This window comes from Pseudomonas sp. 3296, from assembly GCF_031456615.1.
GTDB classification, from domain to species: domain Bacteria; phylum Pseudomonadota; class Gammaproteobacteria; order Pseudomonadales; family Pseudomonadaceae; genus Aquipseudomonas; species Aquipseudomonas mucoides.
On sequence record NZ_JAVDUY010000001.1, the window covers coordinates 211526 to 231039 of the forward strand.

20 protein-coding genes are annotated in these 19514 nt (G+C 61.6%); 5 read left to right on the top strand and 15 right to left on the bottom strand.

The annotated features are described in order from the left end of the window. Positions 1-31 precede the first annotated feature (31 nt). The 5 genes from J2X66_RS01045 to J2X66_RS01065 all read left to right on the top strand — a co-directional run bounded on the left by J2X66_RS01045 (position 32) and on the right by J2X66_RS01065 (position 6481). Positions 32-1378 carry a hypothetical protein gene (locus J2X66_RS01045; RefSeq protein WP_310259767.1) on the top strand — a complete coding sequence of 449 codons (1347 nt, stop codon included), beginning with the start codon at positions 32-34 and terminating at the stop codon, positions 1376-1378. Positions 1379-1413: 35 nt separating this feature from the next. Then, on the top strand, positions 1414-3654 hold the full coding sequence (locus J2X66_RS01050) for an Ig-like domain-containing protein (RefSeq protein ID WP_310259769.1): 2241 nt from the start codon (positions 1414-1416) through the stop codon (positions 3652-3654). Between the two features lie 59 nt (positions 3655-3713). Beyond that, on the top strand, positions 3714-4175 hold the full coding sequence (locus tag J2X66_RS01055; protein WP_310259771.1) for a curlin: 462 nt from the start codon (positions 3714-3716) through the stop codon (positions 4173-4175). Positions 4176-4202: 27 nt separating this feature from the next. Continuing rightward, a complete protein-coding gene (locus J2X66_RS01060) occupies positions 4203-5651 on the top strand; it encodes a curlin (RefSeq protein WP_310259774.1) in 1449 nt (482 codons plus the stop codon). A 452-nt stretch (positions 5652-6103) separates the two neighbouring features. Then, positions 6104-6481 (top strand): DUF6124 family protein, encoded by a 378-nt coding sequence (locus tag J2X66_RS01065; RefSeq protein ID WP_310259777.1) that lies wholly within the window; start codon positions 6104-6106, stop codon positions 6479-6481. A 651-nt stretch (positions 6482-7132) separates the two neighbouring features. Here J2X66_RS01065 and J2X66_RS01070 read toward each other — a convergent pair. From J2X66_RS01070 to J2X66_RS01140, 15 genes are all read right to left on the bottom strand, one after another. After that, positions 7133-7990 carry a CsgG/HfaB family protein gene (locus J2X66_RS01070; RefSeq protein WP_027921382.1) on the bottom strand — a complete coding sequence of 286 codons (858 nt, stop codon included), beginning with the start codon at positions 7988-7990 and terminating at the stop codon, positions 7133-7135. 30 nt (positions 7991-8020) lie between these two features. Next, positions 8021-8440, bottom strand: a complete 420-nt coding sequence (locus J2X66_RS01075; RefSeq protein WP_310259783.1) for a curli assembly protein CsgF — start codon at positions 8438-8440, stop codon at positions 8021-8023. Beyond that, positions 8437-8829, bottom strand: a complete 393-nt coding sequence (gene csgE / locus J2X66_RS01080) for a curli production assembly/transport protein CsgE (protein WP_310259786.1) — start codon at positions 8827-8829, stop codon at positions 8437-8439. Before csgE ends, J2X66_RS01075 begins: the two co-directional genes overlap by 4 nt. Beyond that, entirely contained in the window at positions 8826-9365 is a 540-nt protein-coding gene (locus J2X66_RS01085; protein WP_027921385.1) for a type II secretion system protein, read from the bottom strand. Before J2X66_RS01085 ends, csgE begins: the two co-directional genes overlap by 4 nt. Further along, on the bottom strand, positions 9340-9714 hold the full coding sequence (locus J2X66_RS01090) for a type II secretion system protein (RefSeq protein WP_027921386.1): 375 nt from the start codon (positions 9712-9714) through the stop codon (positions 9340-9342). The genes J2X66_RS01085 and J2X66_RS01090 overlap by 26 nt, the downstream gene beginning before the upstream one ends. A 4-nt stretch (positions 9715-9718) precedes the next feature. Beyond that, positions 9719-10192 (bottom strand): type II secretion system protein, encoded by a 474-nt coding sequence (locus J2X66_RS01095; RefSeq protein ID WP_027921387.1) that lies wholly within the window; start codon positions 10190-10192, stop codon positions 9719-9721. A gap of 2 nt (positions 10193-10194) precedes the next feature. Then, positions 10195-12069 carry a secretin N-terminal domain-containing protein gene (locus J2X66_RS01100; RefSeq protein ID WP_310259792.1) on the bottom strand — a complete coding sequence of 625 codons (1875 nt, stop codon included), beginning with the start codon at positions 12067-12069 and terminating at the stop codon, positions 10195-10197. Then, on the bottom strand, positions 12066-12581 hold the full coding sequence (locus J2X66_RS01105) for a hypothetical protein (protein WP_310259796.1): 516 nt from the start codon (positions 12579-12581) through the stop codon (positions 12066-12068). The genes J2X66_RS01100 and J2X66_RS01105 overlap by 4 nt, the downstream gene beginning before the upstream one ends. Further along, complete coding sequence (locus J2X66_RS01110; protein WP_310259799.1) at positions 12581-13129, bottom strand: GspMb/PilO family protein; 549 nt, start codon at positions 13127-13129, stop codon at positions 12581-12583. The genes J2X66_RS01105 and J2X66_RS01110 overlap by 1 nt, the downstream gene beginning before the upstream one ends. Then, positions 13116-13661 carry a PilN domain-containing protein gene (locus J2X66_RS01115; protein ID WP_310259803.1) on the bottom strand — a complete coding sequence of 182 codons (546 nt, stop codon included), beginning with the start codon at positions 13659-13661 and terminating at the stop codon, positions 13116-13118. Before J2X66_RS01115 ends, J2X66_RS01110 begins: the two co-directional genes overlap by 14 nt. 1 nt (position 13662) lies before the next feature. Continuing rightward, a complete protein-coding gene (locus tag J2X66_RS01120; protein ID WP_310259806.1) occupies positions 13663-14466 on the bottom strand; it encodes a hypothetical protein in 804 nt (267 codons plus the stop codon). After that, positions 14447-16153 (bottom strand): GspE/PulE family protein, encoded by a 1707-nt coding sequence (locus tag J2X66_RS01125; protein ID WP_310259809.1) that lies wholly within the window; start codon positions 16151-16153, stop codon positions 14447-14449. Before J2X66_RS01125 ends, J2X66_RS01120 begins: the two co-directional genes overlap by 20 nt. 85 nt (positions 16154-16238) lie before the next feature. Beyond that, positions 16239-16772: a response regulator gene (locus tag J2X66_RS01130; RefSeq protein ID WP_310259811.1), complete on the bottom strand. Its 534-nt coding sequence runs from the start codon at positions 16770-16772 to the stop codon at positions 16239-16241. Positions 16773-16990: 218 nt separating this feature from the next. After that, the gene (locus J2X66_RS01135; RefSeq protein ID WP_310259813.1) at positions 16991-17947 is read right to left on the bottom strand and encodes a peptidylprolyl isomerase; all 957 of its coding nucleotides are present in this window, start codon (positions 17945-17947) and stop codon (positions 16991-16993) included. Positions 17948-17960: 13 nt separating this feature from the next. Further along, positions 17961-19511, bottom strand: coding sequence for an ABC transporter substrate-binding protein (locus J2X66_RS01140; protein ID WP_310259816.1), 1551 nt, complete (start codon positions 19509-19511; stop codon positions 17961-17963). Positions 19512-19514 lie beyond the last annotated feature (3 nt).

A 19514-nucleotide genomic window follows, 5' to 3' on the forward strand; every position in this document is an offset into this window, starting at 1 on the left:
GGGGGCAGGTCTTCTGATAGAGGGAATACTCATGCACCCTTTACTGTCCAAAACCACGATCGCCCTGATCGTGTCCGCTCTGGCCCAAGGCGCTGCGCAGGCGGCGCTGTTTGCAGTCGACACCGGACCTTACCTGCCCGCCAACGGCAATTTCGCCGCCTGGTATCAAGACACGCACGGTCGCACCCTTGATCTGTGCCTGTCCAAGGCCGTCAGTTCCAGGGTGGCCAGCACACCAGGCGCCCCGACCTACATGTGCTCGTTGATCCCCACACCGGGTGTTTTCGACGACACCCAACCGATGGTCTTCCCGACCAACTTTCCCGACGAAGCGTTCTGGGCGACCGGCGAAACCACCATCGTCGATGCAACCCGTGGCATCGACCTGACCTATGTCTCTGCGGTTGAAGCAGCCTTCAGCGGCGGCGACCCGGTGGAAGGCGACCAGATCAGCTTCGCACGTATCCGCATCCGTATCGATGTGCCCACGGCCGGGACCTACGTCGTGACGCACCCCTATGGCGTCGACGTGTTCACCGTCGATACTCCCGGGCGCAGGGCGATCAACATGACCAGGGACATCGGCATAGGCGCAGCGAAAACCTACGACGGCGCGCTCAAGGGTGATATCGGACCGTTCCTGCGCAGCGTCAACGGCCCTTACACCGAGACCAACCCGGTCACTGGTGCCGCCGAACAATTCGTTGGCGACCCGAACCTCACGGAAGCCGTCACCGGCAGTCCGTTCAACACCAACTACGTGCGCATCGAAGGCCCCAATGGACTGGACCTGCGCACCGACCTCTTTGCCGTCTCCGGCAAGCTGTCGACGGTGGTCCGGCCAACCCCGGTCATCGCCCAGCGCAGCACCTACTCACGGCATGCCGGTACCAGCGCACCGGTGGCTCAGCAAGACGTCTTCGTCATGGCTCCGCCCGCACCGGCGACGGTGACCCTGGACAGCAACAACCCGGTGTTGAACTTCACCGAAGCCGACAGTACCGGCCATTGGTACGCGCAGTCGTCGACCAATCCATCGTTGCCGAACACCCTGCAAGTGACCGCCGACAACCACCTGGCCATCGCCAGCAGCACGCCGACGACCCTGCCCATGCCCCTGAGTGACCTGGTGGTGATTTCCCGTGCCGAGTACAGCCTGAACAACGGCCAGATCACCATCGTCGCCTCGACCAGTGATGAAACCTCGCCACCGGTGCTCACCGCCACCTCGGGTACCGGGGCCGCCATCGGCGCGCTCAGTGGTGATGGTGCCGTGAAAAGCCTGGCCACCGGCATCTCGCCGATTCCGCCAGCCCAGGTTCGGGTGACGTCATCCAATGGCGGCAGCGACACCGAAGAAGTGGTCATCGTGCAATGAACGCTCACATGCCCAGATCCTCATCAGGAGGCATCATGAACAATTGGCCACGCCTGGCGCTCAACGCCCTGGGACTGACTCTATCGCTGTCCGGCAGTGCTTTCGCGCAACTCGCTGCCGTCGACCCCGGCCCCTATACCTTTGCCACCGGGAAATTCCCGATCTGGTACCAGGACAACAATCTGCTGTCGATGGAGCTGTGCCAGTCCAAAGCCGTCAGCTCGCGGGTAGGCGCCTCTGTACCGCCAGCCTACATGTGCACCCTGCTGCCGGCACCGGGCATTTTCGACGACACCCAGCCGATGGTGTTCCCGGATAACTGGCCAGACGAATCCTTCTGGTTCCTCGCCGAGACCACCATCCCCAACAACGCCGCAGGCTACGGGATGGACGCCTACGTCGCCGGGATAGAAGCGGCATTTGCCGGCGGGAACCCGCTCGACGGTGATCAGATCAGCTTCGCGCGGATCCGTATGAGGATCAACATTCCCGTCGCCGGCACCTACACCATCACCCACCCTTACGGCGTGGAAACGGTCAACGTCACCACCCCCGGCCGTCGTGCGATCAACATCACCAGAGACGTCGGCGTCGGTGCGCCAGGGGTCTTCAGCGGTGCGGTCAACGGTGCCATCGGGCCATTCCTGCGCAGCGTCAACGGCCCCTACACGGAAGTGAACCCGGAAACCGGCGCCGTCGAAACCTTCGTCGGCGATCCGAACCTCACCGAAGCCGTGACCGGCAGCCCCAACAACACCAACTTCGTGCGCATCCAGGGGCCCGCCGGGACTATCGAGACTAGCCTCTTCACCCTGTCCGGCAAAGTGCTCGACAGCCGCGCGCAAACACCGGTGGAAATCAGCCGCGCCACGTACCGGCGCACCGGCGGAACGGGAGGCAACAGCACCCGCGTCGAAGTCTTTGGCAAAGCCGACAACGGCTCGGCCCTGTGCTTCCGCGAAAGCATCGCCCTGGTCCCCGGCCCGCCTGTTTCGCCTTGTCAGACCACCATGGTCGGCGATAACAACGGCCAGTTCTTCGGCCAGCACCTCCTGGCCAATGGCGCCGTGCCTCCGGTCGTCGTGATCACCGCCACCAACCCGACCGGTTCGACCCGTCCGACCTCCGTGTCGAGCAAACTCAGCGATGTGGTGAAAATCCAGACCGCCCGCTACAACTGGAGCAATCACAGCCTGCTGATCGAAGCCACTTCCACCGACGAAGTGGGCATACCGGACATGGTCGCTCAGGGTTATGGGCGGCTGTCGAAAAACGGCACGCTGCAACGCCTGACCGTTCCGGATCTGCTGCAGCCACCGGCCACCGTGACGATCAAGTCGGCCGCGGGCGGCAGTGACACCGAGCCGGTCGTTGTAGTCGGTACCGCACCGGATACCGGTCAGAACCAGGCGCCGATCGGCGTTGCCGATGTGGGCAGCACCACCTTTGGCGTGCCGGTCACCCTCAACGTGCTGGCCAACGACAGCGACCCGGACGGCAACACACCACTGAGCGTCACGGCACTGGCACAACCGGCCGCTGGCCAGGGCACCGTGGCATTGGCCGTCAACAATGTGGTCTATACCCCGCCCGCCGTCGTCAATGCACCGTTGACCACGACCTTCACCTACAAGGTTCAAGACGCCAAGGGCCTGGCCTCGACCGATCCGGTGACCGTGACCGTCACGGTGGCGCCTAACCAGCCGCCGGTGGCTGTCAACGACAGCGTCTCGACCCAGGCTGCACCCGTCACGATCAACGTGTTGGCCAACGACACCGACCCTGAAGGCAACCTGCCGCTGGCCGTCGCCAGCCTCACCCAACCGGCAGCAGGACGCGGCACTGTTGCCATCAACGGCACGGCGATCACCTATACGCCTCCGGCTACGGTGCTGCTGCCTTTCACCACGACCTTCACCTACGTCGCCCGGGACAGCTTCGGCGCCCTGTCGGCACCGGCCACGGTCACCGTGCAGGTGTCGCCACCGCTGGTCCTTGAAGTCTTCAACGTGACGGCTGCCACGGTCACCGCCCGTGCCGGCAACCGCTTCACCTGGAACTTCGCCGGTACCTCGTCGACGATCGTCGGCAACACGGTCACCGTCCAGGTCACCACACCGGCCGGGCTGGTCACCCTGGGCTCCGCCACCGTGGCGATTACCGGACGCTGGACCCTGACGGTCACCAACACCACGGTCGCCCCATCGCTCAACCCGACGGCCACCATCCGTTCAACCCCGGGCTCGGTGCGCAACGTCTCCGTCACCGTGCAGTAAACGCTCGCCCCACCGACCGCAATGGCCGGTGGGGCAAGCCCTCAACCAAGGACTCAGCCATGAAAACGTCGACCGCCACCCTGCTCTGCCTGCTTCTGCTTTGCAGCAGCGCGGGTGTGCGCGCCGATGACTTGATGGACAACAACGACCTCGGTCCCGGTGGCGACCTGGGCGAGTTGCCCCCACCGGTTGGCCAGCACGCGCTGATCGACCAGAACGGCCAGGCCAACATCGCACTGGTGCAACAGAACGGCCAGTCGTTGCTCGGCAATATCGTCCAGTCGGGCAGCAATCAGGAGGCTTACATCCTGCAACAAGGCAACGACCTGATGGCCATGATCAACCAGCAAGGTTCCGGCAACGATGCCTCGATCACACAAACCGGCAGCCACAACCGTGCGCAGATTTCCCAGAACGGCAATAACAACGACGCCAGCATCGTCCAGGCCGGCACGGGGCTCTCCAGCGCCGTGACCCAGTCCGGGAACGGCATGAGCGTCTCCGTCAAACAATATCGCTAAAGCGCTGCACCACTTGGAGGTTCCATCATGTTCAAATTAATGCCCCTCACCGCCGCCATACTGGTCATCCTCAGTGCCCAGGCGATGGCCGACGACAGCACGTCCATCCAGAACCAGAACGGCGATGCCAACATCGCCAACGTGAAACAGACCACGGCCAGTTTCAGCACGTCCACCCAGCAACAGGCTGGATCGGGCAACGATGCGGCGACGTTGCAGGACAATGCCAGCAGTACCATCGAACAGACCCAGGTCGGTGACTACAACGCCGGTTATGGTGAGCAACTGTACGAAAACGGCAGCACCATCACCCAGCAGCAAGTCGGCACGTTCAACACCAGCCATGCCAGTCAGTCGATTGGCGTGGGCGCCAGCCAGGCACTGCAACAACAACTGGGCAACGGCAACTTCTCGTTTATCTATCAGGACAGTCAGGACGGCTCCACCGGCACGACCTTCCAGCAAGGCGACAACAACGAGGCCAACATCGAACAGATGCAGTTGGGCGTGGAAAACACTGCGTCCATCATCCAGCTCGGCAACACCAACTACGGCACCGCCGAGCAGGTGTTTCACGTGGGTGGCCAAATCAACATCAACCAGTCGGGCAACGATAACTATGCCTATGGCGATCAACGCAACGGACTGGGCGGCACGATAAGCATCAACCAGCTCGGCGATGGCAACGGCAGCGAAGTCTGGCAAGACAGCCAGACCGCCAGCCAGACCACCATCAATCAGATGGGGCAGACCAACGAAACCGTGGTCGACCAGAGCTTCGGCCAAAACAACGTGGCGACGGTGCTGCAAGTCGGCGACCTCAACGCGATCTATGCCGACCAGTTCGAATCCCTCGGCTCGACCGTCGCGCTGTATCAAGCGGGCACCGGCAACGTGCATTTCACCTACCAAAGCGGCAATAGCCATGTGCTCAACGCCAATTCGGTGGGGACTGGCAACAAGGTCTACGCCAGCAACTGGAAAGGTCCGCAATCGGGTGGTCAGTTTGGCAGCAACCAGCGTGCGACCGTCAATCAGGTGGGCACCAACAACGTCGCCAACTTCACCCAGAACGGCGCCGGCCACATCATGACTACCAACCAGTCCGGCACCGGCAACTCCACCAAGGTCAGCCAGGCTGATTCGTACAACGAGCTGTATTTCGACCAGAACGGCAGCGACAACATCCTCATCGCCGACCAGCGCGGCACCACCAACCTGGCCCAGGGCAGCAGCAACGGTACTGGCAACAGCACCGAGTTCGACCAGTCGGGCAGCGGCAACCAGGCCTACACCACACAGCTGTATGGCAGCGACAACATGATCACCGTCAAACAGGCGGACACCATGAACGTCGCCTATGTGACCCAGGGCGGCACCGGCAACATTGCCAGTGTTGATCAAAGCGGCGTAAGCCAGACGGCGACCGTGCAGCAGTTTGGTAGCGCCAACCAGGCAACCGTGTTGCAGCAATAATCGCAAGGCGTAAAAAACCGCGGCCTTTGGTGGAGGGTCGCGGTTTTTTTTGTGTGTGCCTGGTGGGGATGGGGTGGTGGTTAGGCCGCTATCGCGAGCAAGTCGAATCGTCGCACCGCCGCTCCCACATTTCGATCGGGGTTGGCCTGAAAAATTGGTGGAGGTCCTACAGCCGCGGCGGTTGTAGAGGAGGATTCCGACAGGTTGTGTCGGTTGTCGTGTCAGAAGGCCGGGAGATAGGCTTTGCCCGTCGCTGCAAATTCAGCGACCGGGTTTGGTCGCCCAGGTTTAGAATGGCGCACTTTTTGTGCTTGCTTCATGGCGAGCTGTGCGTGGGAGGGCTCCGGCCCTGCCGGGTTCCATTCCCTGGTCGACCAACCTGCGTACAGTTTGCCACCCCACTGCTTGGTCGCAGTCGTGGCGAACTCCCTATTTTCGAATGGAGCTTCACCATGATCAAAGAAACACCAAATCCCCCGGAAACCGACGACGTTTCCCCCTACGAATCCGTCGATTCCAAAAAATTCCACGACGCCGCCGAACGCGCGTTGAATCACTACCTCAACCCCGCGGCCCTTAAATCACCACCCACCCGCAAACCCAGCACCATGTTCATGCTTGCACCAGACCTCAAGGACGAAGACCTGCTGGCCCACACCTGTGAAACCCTGGCCCAGGCCAGCGTAATGGCCGGCGATTTTGCCAGTTATCTGGAAGGCCCACACCGCAACACCGCCATGGCCATCCAGCAAATCGTCATGCTCGCCGAACTGGCGGCGAACAGGATGATGGATAACCTCGAACTGCCCAAATCCTCGCCACATCGCTAATCCTCCGGCAGAAATCCATCCCCCTGTAGGAGTGAGCCTGCTCGCGATGACGGTGAGTCAGTCGGCTTCACTGTTGAATGTGAGTCCGCTATCGCGAGCAGGCTCACTCCTACATTTGGATTGGGTGCATCTGGTAGAGATTGGTCGGCTGTCAGGCCGCCATCGCTGGCAAGCCAGGCTCCTACAATTGATTGGCGTACAGCCCTTGCTCCTCACCACTCAACAGGCCGAGCGTTAGCTCGCCTGCAGCTTTTGATCTTGATTCACCCGCCCCTTCGGGAGGCTGAGTGGAGGTGTGCATTCGGGGAGTGGCGCGCAGCGCCGTTCGACGCAGTCGAACACGCTGCATGTAGGTCGTCGCGAAGCCAACCTGCGGGCTGTGTCCCCGGATGGATACCGGAGCGAAGGAACGCCGAGCCTAAGCGAGGGGCCGGACGCTCGGGGCGAGCCTTTTTGGTTCCTTTTGTGGCGTTTGACAAAAGGGACTCGCTGTAAGAGCGAAACCATAAGCGGCCTTTACCGCAGGAATGGATATGTACACTGAGGAAGAGAATGGTCGGCTATCAGGCCGCCTTCGCGTGCAGGCTCGCTCCCACAATTGAGACCGGGTACATCAGGGGAAAACCAGGTCGGCCCGAAGGCCGCCTCGGTTTACTCACTTTCAGGATCAACCTTGGACTGGGTCAGGTACCGGTCAAGCGTCGCATCGGCATCCGGCGTGTTATCACCTGCTACCTGCCACAAATGCCGCTCGATCCCCTGCGCCAGCAAATGCCCGACCGCCGCCTCGATCGCCGACAACACACACAACTGCGCCGGCTCGTTCGTGGTGTAGCCGACTTCCGCCTCGAGCAACTTCTTGAACTCGATAAACTTGAACACCCCGGCACTACGGCTCACCGAGTAGATCGTCTTGCTGGTCATCACGTTAGCCAACACCTGCCCACTGCGAACATCCACCGCTCGCAAGTTCACCGTGACCTGATCCACCCGGTACTCCCGGGAAATATCGATCCCCAGATAACGCGCCCCTTCCCCGCCACTGCGCACGTTGGTGTCATAGGCAATGATCCCGCCTTCAAGCATCATGTTCGCCGCTTGCAGCGGAGGCAATTCACCCTGGATATTCACCGGCGTATTGGGCTTTTTCTGCGAAGCGCGAATGATCTTGCGCTCGGTCAGCAAGTTCTGCAGCCCTTCGCGCTCCAGCACCACAAACCAGCCGCTGGCCTGCAACGCATCCATCAACATGCTCGCCGCGCCCTGGGTCACGCTGGTTGAAAACGAACTGGCCGGGGTCGGTTTGTATTGCCCGGTCTGGTCACGAAAACCGTACACCACCGCCATCAACCGGCCCTTGGGTCGAGGCATGGCCAGCAAGTCGTAATAGGTCGACGCCCGTGGTGTCAGGGTCGGGGTCTTGGTGTCCTGCTCGGCCGACATCGGCTCGCGCAAACCACACCCTTGTAAGGTTGCCAACATCAGCCCTAGCGCAATTATTTTTTTCATTTCCCTCACTCCCCATCGACCCAAAGCCCTTTAAGGGGCGAGGCCATTCACCTGGATTTCCGACACTTCGCCGGTCGCTCGGTCCGTCACTTCAATGGTCAGTGCACCGGAGTCGTCGACAACGTTGACAATAAAAGCGTCGGTAGAAAGGCTCCCCGAATTACCGGAGGAAATGTTGTCCAGCACTTGCCCCAGCAATCGCGATTGCAGCTGACTGGTGAATCGCTCCAGGGCTGTTGTCCCGGCCACGGCGGTACGGTTTTTCAGGTCCGGATCGTCATAGTCGTTCTGCGCCTGGGCGTTGTTGAGTAGCCAGGTGCCGTTCAACGGGTTGCCGCCAAACGAAGGGTTGATGGGCGTGTACACCAGCTCCGTGGCCTGGACCAGGCTGGCGCTGCCAAGCCCGAGCAGTAAAATGCCGGTGCACTGCAAGAACGTTTTCGTTTTCATAATTCGTCCCTCTCCAGGTCCGTGGTGTCTTGCAACAAGGCCTCCAGCTTCTGCTGGGCTATCTGTGCGCGAACCATGTCGGCTGCCTGGTAGGCGTCCTCCTGGAGGTCCACGGTGTTCGGCGGCAAGAAACGCCGATAAACCAGTCGCTGCCGATATTCCACGGTCACCAGGCTGCCCCAGCGAGCCGAAGGTCGTTCACGTACCACCAGGTTGAAATCCATCGGGCTGGTGGCGCGCAGACGCTCACTAAACGAGTAGTAAAAGTCGTGGCCGATGTGCGAGATCGTGTCATCGACAATGAAGCCGAGCATTTCCTCTTCTTCGCCGGCGCTGGCGAAAGACGCTACACACGTGAGGATCAGTACAGCGAGCCAGTGTCTGTTCATGGCGACAGCCCCTGAGGCCGTGCGGACTGGCTTTTCGGCGGGCCGGACGTACCGTCGAGAAAGGCCTTCTCGGCCACGAACTGCCAGTCTTTGTAGCTGGCCATGCCAGCGAAATCCGACCATTGGCTGGGGAAATCATTCTGCTTGAGCGGCGTATCCGTCGAGGGGCTGTTGAGGCCGGTGATGCGCCCGTCGAAACCGCGCATCAGCGTCCACTCGCCCCCGCCAATCGGGTCCGGGTACAGCTGGCGCAGATGATGTTTGGGCGAGGGAAAACGCTCGTCCTGCAGCAGGTCCGCCAGCTCTTTCGGGTACTGCGCCAGGCCTGGCGAACTGCGGTAGTAGCTGCGCAGTGCCTGGGCGTATTGGGTGCCGACCCACAGCAACTGACGCTCCCGATCGCGGCGCGAAGCGGTTGCCCACAACTCGCCGGCACTGGCCAGGCCCATGCCCATCACCATGATCAGAAACAGCACGCCCAGGTAGGTGAACCCCGCCTCGTCAGCCGGTTTACCACTCGGAATAAAGGCTGCCATCACGCGCCCTCCCTGTGGCTCCACTTTTGATATCGGCCACCCCGCCCGCCACGCCATCCGGCGGCGCGACCAGCACCCAGGTGTCTTTACGCTCGGCAATCGGGTCCATCGGCGCGTTGCGCAGGTAACGCTGTTCGATCAGTTGATCGAGGGAATCGGGGTAGCGTCCGGTGTCGCCGTAGTAGTGATCCAATGCTTCACGCATGGCCGACAGGCTCTGACGCAGTGTGGTTTCCTTCGACGTTTCGAGGCTGTTGAAATAACGCGGCAAGGCGATGGTCATCAGCGTCGCGATGATTGCCATCACCACCATCAGTTCCAATAAGGTAAAGCCCTTTTGCCGACGCATATGCTCACCACTCCCGGTAGGCGATGCCGTTGAGCCCCTTGCCCCGGGCCTTGGAGTAAACGTCAAAGACGTCTTCACCCTCCCGCGGGTTTTGAGCCGTGCTGTCGTAAGAGCGCAGGCCCCAGCCACCTTCGTCGTCACGCTTGACCGCCGTCAGCGGGTCATGGGGCACGCGGCGCAAGAAGTAGAACTTGGCACCCTTGGCGCTGCGCACATCGCGCACGCCTTCGACCAGCACTTGAAGATTGGGTGGATAGCCGCTGCTGTTCAGCGACTTCTCGATGTAGCCGGCGTCAAAGGCGCGCTTGTAGGCGTCGATGGCGTCGCGAATCTGGTACAGCGCGGTGCGCAAGTCCTGCTCTTTGCCCCGGCGCACCACGGTCTCGGTCAGCGGCGCGGCCATACCGGCCAGCAGGCCGATCAGGGCCAGCGTCACGACGACTTCGATCAAGGTAAAACCGCGTTGCGAGGCGTTCATGATCAAGGCTTCTCAACAGTGACTTGAGGGGTGGCGGAAGCCACCGGCCGGCCGACGCTCACTTCGGTGGTCACGCCAGGCACCGAGCGGTCGATGTGCTCGTTCTGAATCTGTGGCTCCATCCGGCGATCCGGCGCCTGGATGTGCATGCTGGTTTCGGTGCCGGTAGGGAATTCCATGTCCGACGGGCTCTGGTACGGCAGGTTGCGCACGATCCGTGGGGTGATCGACAGCACCAGCTCGGATTTGCCGACGGTGTCCTTGTTGCTGCCGAACAAGCGGCCAAGGCCCGGGATGTCGCCAAGACCGGGGATCTTGTTGCCCGTGGCGCCATGGTCGTTGCGCACCAGGCCGGCGAGGATCTGCGTTTCGCCGTCATGCAGACGCAGCGTGGTCTGGGCGTTGCGGGTGTCGACCTGAACCGGAATGGTGCCCTGGCGGGTCGGTTCCAGCGGCGTGGCGTTACTGACTTCCAGGGCGATTTTGATCGCCACTTCATTGTTCAAGTGCACGATCGGCTGCACTTCCAGCTTCAGACCGACGTCGAGGTAGGTGACGCTTTCGGTGATCACCGGCCCTTGGGTCGACGGCACCGAGGTCGCACTGATGATCGGCACGCGCTGACCAATGTGGATGCGCGCCTGTTCACGGTTGCTGACGCGAATCACCGGGCTGGCCAGGGTGTTGATGTCGTTGTCCTGGGCGTTGATCTTGGCTTGCGGCGACGGCGAGATGGAGATCCGACTTGAGTCGATACCTTTGAGTTGATCGAGGATCGTCACCGGCGAACCGTCGGTGTTGATCACGCCGAAGGTGTTCGGCCATTGCAGGCCAAGGTCGAGAATCCGTTGGCGGGCGACTTCCATCACTTCCACTTCCAGTACCACTTCCGGGTTGGACTGGTCTTGCGATTGCAGGAGCTTTTCGGCCATGCGCACAGCGTCTTCGGTGTCGCGCATGGTCAGGGTGTTGAGGCGCTCATCGACGAACACGTCACGGGTCTTGAGCATGGTCTTGATCATGTTCAGCGCGGTGTTGGAATCAATGCTGGTCAGGTAGAAGGTACGCATTACCAGCTCTTGATAGTCCTTGAGCTTTTGCGGCGAGTCCGGGTAGATCAGCAAGGTGTTTTCGTTCACCACTTTCTGGTGCAACTGGTTCTGTTGCAGCAGCAGTTCCACGGCGTCTTCGATGCGCACGTCACGCACGAAGATCGTGGCTTTCATGTCCGGGCGCAGGTCCTTGTCGAAGATGAAGTTCAGACCGGCCACCTGGGACAGCACTTCGAAAATGGTTTTCAGGTTGGCGTCGCGAAATTCCAGGGTCACCGGACGATCCAGACGAGTACGCAGTTGTGGGTACGGGACTACGTTGCGGCTCTGCACCAGGCGGATGTTGCCTTGCAGTTCCAGAGCACCTTCATTCTTGGGGTCGAGTTCGAGGATCTGTTTGACCTGGCGTTCGGCGCCGTAGATGTCGCCGCGACGCAGGTCGCCACGGGCCAGTTCGAGTTTTTCATCCATGCTGCGCAGGTAGTCGAGCTGGCTCAGCGCGTCCTGGGCGCGACGGTTGTGCGGCTCGATGTTCAGTACTCGACCGTAAGCCATGCGCGCCGAGGGGAAATCACGTTGGGCGCGGGCCATGTCGCCCTGGCTCAACAAATTCGTGACCGCCAGCGCGCGTCCGCTGTTGAGGGCCAGGTGCAGTTCGGTGTCGCGAGGGTCTTCACGCAACCCTTCTTCGATACGGGCCAGACCGGCTTCGTACTGCCCCGATTCGATCAGTTGGGAAGCTTCCTGATTCGCGAGCTGCGCCGAACTGCACGCGGCCAGCGCTGCAGCGATGCAGACACTCAACAGCAAACGGGATGTGTTCATTGCGCGCTCCCCACAGACAAGGTCTGGGACAAATGCAGAGGCAAGTAGACAAAACTGAGTTCCACATCGGAAATCCGCTCGATCCGCCAGGTTTCGTCGATCACATCCCCTTTGCGTACGACGTATATTTTTTCGCCGTTCTGCAAAAACACTTGCAGGTCGGAACGGTCATTGAGCTTGCCAATGAACTGGAAAGGCATCGGCGGTACGCTGGGGGCCTGTACCACCGGGGTCTGGTTGACGGGTTTTTCGGTGACGCTGGCCAGGGTCGGTGCGACCTTCCAGCTGCGGGCGGTGAACAGGTCACCGGACGGGCTGAGGTCCTTGATCACCGCCGGTTTGCCATTGGCTACGGCAGCCGGCAGCGTGCCGGTTTTGCTTTTGACCGGGGTGGTCGAGGCGGCGACAGACTCGTCGCCCTCATCGATTTTCTGGAAATATTGAGGGCCCCAGGCCAGTCCCGCGGCCACGCCGAAGAACGCCATCCAACCCAGTACGCGCTTGGTATTCATCATGACCTCGACAGGTAAAGGGTCATGCGGATCCGCCCGGTCAGGTCGGTGTCGGCGATCTTCTTGCGCTGGAACTCCACGTCTTCCACCACCACCGCTGGCAACTGGCCGAGCAAGGCGTGCAGGAAGCGCCGCAGTTGCGGATAGCTGCCGCGAACCGGCAGCAAGATCTGATAGCGGGCCAGGTGCGTCTTGGGGTCGATGCCCAGTGAATACTCACCGCGCGACAGGGTGATGTGTTCCTGGCTGGCCAGCGCGTAGATCTTGTCGATGGCCACGGTGGCCTGCGGTTGCGACGGCAATTTGCTGCGGAAGTCATCCAGTTGACGCTGCGGCACCACCGGGGGGGCGACGCTGCCGTCTTCAACCTTGGCCAGGTACTCGCCGGCTTCACGGGTCTGCTGGCTCAGCTGTTGCAGCGCTTGCCAGTCCGGCAGCAAACCGCCCAGGCCATACACCAGGCCGACCAGCAGCAGCGCCATGCCAGCCAGGCCCGGAATGCCCAGGCCTTGCAGGTATTCGTGGACGATCAACTTAGGGATTCGCATCACCGATCTCCCAACTGGCCGACAGGTTGAATTGCACCGGGTGTTCCGGCACGTTGGCGACGATTTCGTGGCTGAGCAGCGACACGTCGGACAGCTCGTCGCTGGCTTCCAGACGTTGGTGGAATTCGAGCATGGCTTCCAGATCCCGCGCCTCGGCACTGATGCGCACCTGGCCTTTGCGCGCATCCGGGGTCAGGGTCAGCAACGCGACGTTGTCGCGCGGCATGGCTTCGAGCATGGCGAACAGCCGTTCCCAAGGCCGGCGCAGCTGCTGGGAAACTTTGCGCATTTCGGCCAGGTTCTGTGCCTGCTCACGGGTTTCGGCCGGGGTCAGGGAAACCTTGCTGCCGTTGTCGCCGGTGAGTGCACGCTGGGCATGTTGCAGATGCCCTTGTTGTTGCGAGGCCTCTTCGTCGAGGTGTTGCTGGACGAAGAAACACACCAGCGCCAGCGCCACGCCACCGGCCAGCAAGCTCCAGCCCAATGGGCCGGAACGGCGACGCGGCTGGAAGTCGAGCATCAGCGGGCGCATGTCAGGCCACCGCCCGAGACATCACGTACAAACTGTCGCGTACGGCTGTCTGGTCTTCTTCAAGGGTGCGCAACTGCACGCCCGGCACGTCGGGATGCGAGTCGATGCGCGCCGGTGCGTGCAGGTAGACGCTGAGCGGCCGTTCGCTGGTGGAAGCCTGCAATTGGCTTTCACGGCCGATCAGTGCGGTCAGTGCAGCATCGCTGTCACTGCTGCCCACCGAACGCACCGCCGCCCACTTCCCTTCCCGTGCCAGCAGCAGCACGCTGCGCACCGGCTCGGCGACCACGAACAGAAAGTCGCCACCGTCAAAGCTCTTGTCGAAATGGTTAAACGCGGCCATCAGGTACGGCTGCACCGAACGCAGGCGCATACCGCGACCGCTGACCAGGTTGCGCAGGCGCGTCAGCAAGTCTTGCGGCAGTGCAGTGGCGATCCGGTCGTAACCTGCTGGCTCGGCCGACAGCACCATGCTCCAGGGCTGCGTTGGTACGCCATAAAGGTCTTCGAAGCACAGTTGAGCAAAGCCGAGCAGTTCGTCGGGGCTGCTGATTTCTTCGCTCCAGGGCACCAGGCAGAAACGGCTGAAGTGCCCGGAGATCACCACACACAGCTCCGCGCCGGCCTGCGCATGTTCGCCGAGCAAACGGTCAAGGGTTTCGAGGGCGACGGCCCAGGCATGGAAGCCTTCGTCGATGAAGCCGACGCTGCCCAGCCAAAGGGTGTCGCTGCCGCGGCGTTGGCCGAGGCCGACACCACTGGCGCCGAGCACGGCGATATACCGATCACGAGACAAAAGTGACACGATTGATCTCCTCGAGCGTGGTACGCCCCTGTTGCACCAGTTCCAGGGCCGACTCGCGCAACAGCCGCAAGCCACGTTTACAGGCGTGGGCCTTGATCTTCGAAATGGGTTGGCGCTCGACAATCATTTGCCGCAGTTCGTCGTCCAGGTGCAGCAGCTCGGCGATCGCACTGCGCCCGCGATACCCGGTGCCCCGGCAGTGGCCGCAGCCCTTGCCATGCACAAAGTGATAGTGGCCGACGTCTTTTGGATCGAGGCCCGAGGCAAGCAATTCGTCGTCGGTGGGGGTGACCGGCGCGCTGCAACTGGCGCAGACCAGGCGGATCAGCCGCTGCGCCAGCACCGCGTTGAGGGCCGACACCAGGCTGTAGGGATCGATTTCCATTTGGGTGAAACGGCCGATCACGTCGAAAACGTTGTTGGCGTGGATGGTGGTGAACACCAGGTGACCGGTGAGTGCCGATTGCACGGCGATTTGCGCGGTGTCCGGGTCGCGGATTTCACCGACCATGATCTTGTCCGGGTCATGGCGCAGGATCGAGCGCAACCCTCGGGCGAAGGTCAGGCCTTTCTTTTCATTGACCGGAATTTGCAGCACCCCCGGCAGTTGATATTCCACCGGGTCTTCGATGGTAATGATCTTGTCCACGCCGTGGTTGATCTCGGTGATCATCGCGTACAGCGTGGTGGTTTTGCCGCTGCCGGTCGGACCGGTCACCAGCACCATGCCGTAGGGTTCGGCGGCCAGGCGCCGCAATTGGCGCAGGGTTTCCTCTTCAAAACCCAGGGCCTGCAATTGCACGCCACTGACTTTGTCGGCCAGGTCCTGTTTGTCGAGGACCCGCAGCACTGCGTCTTCGCCGAAAATGCTCGGCATGATCGACACCCGGAAGTCAATCTGCCGGCCGCTGATGCCGATCTTGAAGCGACCGTCCTGGGGCACGCGTTTTTCGCCGATGTCCAGTTCAGCCATGACCTTGACCCGGGAAATGACCTGCTCGGCGAACTCGCTGCCCTGGATTTTGCTGATGTTGTTGAGCACGCCATCGATCCGGTACTTGATCACCAGACCGCTGCCGGTAGTGCCCAGGTGGATGTCACTGGCGTGCATTTTCAAGGCGTCGTAGAGGGTCGAGTTGACCAGTTTGACAACGACGCTGGCGTCTTCGCTGATGCTGGTCAGGGACAGGCTTTGCAGGTTGTCGATTTCAACGCCGGTGTCGGATTGGGCATTGAGCGATTCCACCGCATGGAAGCTTTCTTCGTGACGCGCCAGGTAGGCTTTCAGGTCGTCGGCATGCACCAGGTACAGCGGCGCACCGTGCAGGCAATCGTCGATCCAGGCCAGGCGCGCAGTATCGAAGGGGTCGGCAAACACGCCAATGACCGCGTCTTCGTGACGCAGCAGGATGAATTCGCGCTTGAGGCATTGGGCCAGGGTGACCCGGTCGAATACCGGGATGGCCTTGAACAGGCTGTCGGTGTCGAGCACCGGATAATGCAGGGTGGTGCCGAGGCACTGGATGAAGGGCATCGGGGCCAGTTCGCACAGCACCCCGAGGGCTTCCAGTACCCGTTCGCCGGTACTGGTGGCTCGAGCCCGGGCCTGGGCCAGTTGCTCACTGGAAAAACGAGACGGTACACAGTCCAGCAACGCCGGTTCGACGGCAAGGGATAGACGGTCCATGGCATGCTCTCCAACGCCCGGGGCTTTGAGCCCTGTCGGCGCGGCGAGTCATCGCGGCGGGTGCCGGAACGTCTGGTCGCGCCAATTACTCCCCGGTGAGCAGTTGTTCGTCGTCTGGCGCCATGGAGGCCGATGTACTTCGTCGGCGATCTGCAAGCACCCAACTCCCGTCGTACAACTGCAGCGGGAAACTCTCGGTCCTGCTCTGGCGTCGTTCGACGAATCCTTCGGAGGTGCTCACGCCCGTTCTGGGTTCGCGCTCCATCCCTAGAAGGTCACAGACTGCTCGGGCCAGTTCCGCCAATGGAAACGGTTTGAACAGGATATGGCTGACTCCCAGTTGCCGGGCCCGCTCACAGACTTCAGCGGTGGGGTGCCCGGTAATCAGCACAAAATGGCACTTCCTGTTCTGGCGGACAGCATCGAGCACCTCAAAGCCTTCCATATCGGGCAAGCGGTAATCGAACACCATCACATCGGGTGCAAATTTTTCGGCTTCGCCGATGGCCTTCGCACCGTCGTTCGCTACCAGGACATCCAGCCCTTGCGCCGCCAGATAATCCCGGAGGTTTTGTGCAAGCAGCTGTTCGTCTTCAACAACCAGTATTTTGTTCAACAAGGTGGACTCCTTGAAACCGCAGGTCCGATATTCGTGCCTGGGAGTACGCGCCTTAATTAGGCTAACGCACACTTCATGCCAGACTGAGTGCCGCTTTTTGGTCAACACATCGCGTTGATTTCCATGACAAAACCTTTTCGCTCGCAACCCCCGTCCCCCAAAGACGGGGAAGCGCCCGGATTTGCACTGAAGCTTTCCCCACATTTGGGGGACAAGCTTCAATCATCGTCAATCCGTTCGATTCGATTGTTTGATCGAAGCTGCGCCAGAACTTGCAAGCGTGCTTGAGCCTGTTGCTGTCGGGCAAGGTAAGCCCTGACCATTTCAAGCCCCTGCGTTTCTGAGACATCGGTTGCCTCCAAGTGGTTCTGGAGATAAATCAAATGCCAGCCCAACGGCGTACGCACCGGTTCGCTGACGGCCCCCGGCGTCAGGGCGAAGGCCACCGCTTCGAACTCGGGGAGCATGCGCCCACGAGGAAAATAGCCCAAGTCCCCGCCTTCGCTGGCCGAAGCATCTTCGGAGCCGGTCTTGGCGACACTGGCAAAGTCCTCGCCCTGGCTGATTTTCGCGCGCATCTCTACTAAGCGTAGCCGCGCCGCTTCAACTGTGGCGGCATCGGCGCCTTGCGACACTTTGACCAGGATGTGCCGGGCCTGGATTTCTTCGGGCCGGCTCATGTCGGCGCGGTGTTCTTCGTAAAACGCCCGGACCTGTTTTTCATCCGGTGTTCCACCTGCCTGCACGAGCTCGGCAAAGACCTGCTGGGCCGCCAGTTCACGGCGGGTGTATTCAGTGAAACTGGCTTCATCAAAACCGGCGTCCTGGAGCCGGCGGGCAAACACCTCGGGGCCGCCGATGGCTTGTCGGGTCTGGTCAACCTGGCGTTGCACGTCGGCATCGCTGATCACCACGCCGCGCTTGAGGGCTTCTTGCCACAACAGTTCCTTGTCGATCAAGGCGTCCAGCGCTTTCTGCCGCAGCTGCTTATAAGCCTTGGGGCTGCGAATGTTGCCCACCGCCCTGCCCTGATCCTCGAGGAATTCGGCGAAATAGCGCTCCAGGCGAAACTCGGAAATCTCCTCGCCATTGACCCGCGCGGCGGCCGGGCCGTTGTTGCACCACGCGACCGGGACCCACAGTGTCAGCAGCATCAGCGCAATGTTGAGTTTCATGATCGGCCTCCGGTCAGGGCATGGCAGCAATGGGTTTGTAGGGTGCAACCACAAAGAAGCGCTGGTCGGGCAATTCCACCGTAACGACGTGGGCACCGCTCAAGCCCAGACGGCGGCCCGGGCCGAAGTTGATCAACGGGGTCAACCCGGTCTCGAAATCATGCAAGCCTTCCAGGGCATTGATGAGCTTCTCGCGGCTGGCGTCGCGTCCGGCCTGCTTCATGCCTTCGCCGAGCAGCAGCATCGAGCTGTAGGCACCCACTTGCAGCACCGCGTGCTGACCGCCCAGCCCCTGGTTTTCGCGCAATTGCGTCAGCGCCAGGCGCCCGGCCAGTGTCCAGTCGCTGGGCACGAACGGGTAGGCCAAAAACAATCGTCGGGAAAACCCGCTGGGCATTTGCAACACGTCACCGGCCACCTGATTCGAGGCGGCGAACAGATAAGGCACCTGCCCCGCTTTTTGCAAACGCTCGGCCAGACGACTGAAACCTCTGCCACTGCCCAGGTAAAACACCGAGCGAGAACCCAGCGGCAGTTCGTCTTGTGCCTCGTCCCAGGCTTGCAACCGCACCTCTTGCCAGCCGTGATCCTGCAAGTATTGACCGAGGTCCTGCGCCGCCTGCCGCTGGCTCGGTTCGTCTGGAAAGGTAATCAGCGTCGGTCCCTTGAGCACACGCAAATTGGCGGTACCGTAGTCGGCCAGGGCGATCAACTGTTCGCGCAGCCCCGGCAACGGTTCAAAGATTTGCCGACTGGCCTGCGCCATGCCTTGTAACGAGAGCGGCCCGATCAGCGGAATCCCGGCCTGTTCCAGGCGCGCCGCCAGGTCCGCATCCAGCGCTGGCGCCAGCGGTGAGATCAGGGCGAACACTTGTTCCTGTTCGATCAGTTGCTCCAGTGCCCGCTCGGCACTGGCGCGGTCCGGGCCAGGGTCGAGGATGGTCAAACTCACTTGCCGACCATGAATGCCACCCGCCTGGTTAATGCGTTCCACGCTGCCCTTGAGTACCGCCGCCACCGTGGCGCCCTCATCGGCCAGCGGCCCTTGACTCGGCAATAAGGTGCCCAGGTGCAGACTGTCAGCGGTCAAACCGGGGTCGCGGTCATCGGCCACACGCTTGAGGTAGGCCGTGAGGTTGCGCTGGTCCTTCATCGACAGCACGAACCGCGGCATCGCCGGGTCGAGTCGGTTGTTCGCCGAATCGCGACCTTCGGCAATGGCTCGGGCCAACGCGCCCTCGGTGTAGGCCGGGTAGTTGCGGCCGTTGACTTGCTCCTGGCCATAGCGGCTGGAGAGCCGCGACCAACTGATGTCCGGCGGGCGCACCCCGCCTTCCGGCCGTCCCTGACCGTCGGCGCCATGGCAATTGGCGCACGGCAGGCTGCTGGCCGGCAAGATCATGTCGGCCGCGCCAACCCGCGCCATCACCGGTTCACCGCTCTCGGACAGCCCCTCGCGGTACAGGCGTTTGCCCGCACTTTCGCTGGGGGTGAGCGCTAGCGCATGGGCGGTGCAATGCATGCCGCCCAGCAGTAGCAGGCCGAGGACCAGGGACGTTTTCATGGC